Annotated in this window: 1 pseudogene; it reads left to right on the top strand. The window is 62.1% G+C overall.

What is annotated here, in order from left to right:
- A pseudogene (locus HWX22_RS31740) lies at window positions 1-243 on the top strand (IS21 family transposase); the annotation flags it as partial.

The following is a 243-nucleotide window of genomic DNA, read 5'->3' as shown; positions in this document are numbered from 1 at the left end:
ACGGCTACATCGAGCAGACCCTGCGAGTCTCGTCGACCAGCCTGATTCACTTCCAACGCAACCGCTACAGCGTGCCCACCGAGTACACGAACCAGTTGGTGAGCGTGCGCTGCTATCCGGCATATCTCAGCGTCGTCGCCAACGCCCAGGAGATCGCACGCCACGAACGCAGCTTCGAGCGGCACATGACCTTCTACGATTGGCGCCACTACGTCACGCTGGTCGAGCGCAAACCCGGCGCAC

Origin of the sequence: Burkholderia sp. BCC1638, assembly GCF_902833195.1 — a bacterium.
Taxonomy (GTDB): Bacteria; Pseudomonadota; Gammaproteobacteria; order Burkholderiales; family Burkholderiaceae; genus Burkholderia; species Burkholderia diffusa.
The sequence above is the reverse complement of the archived record's forward strand: the minus strand, read 5'-3'. Positions and strand labels throughout refer to the sequence as shown.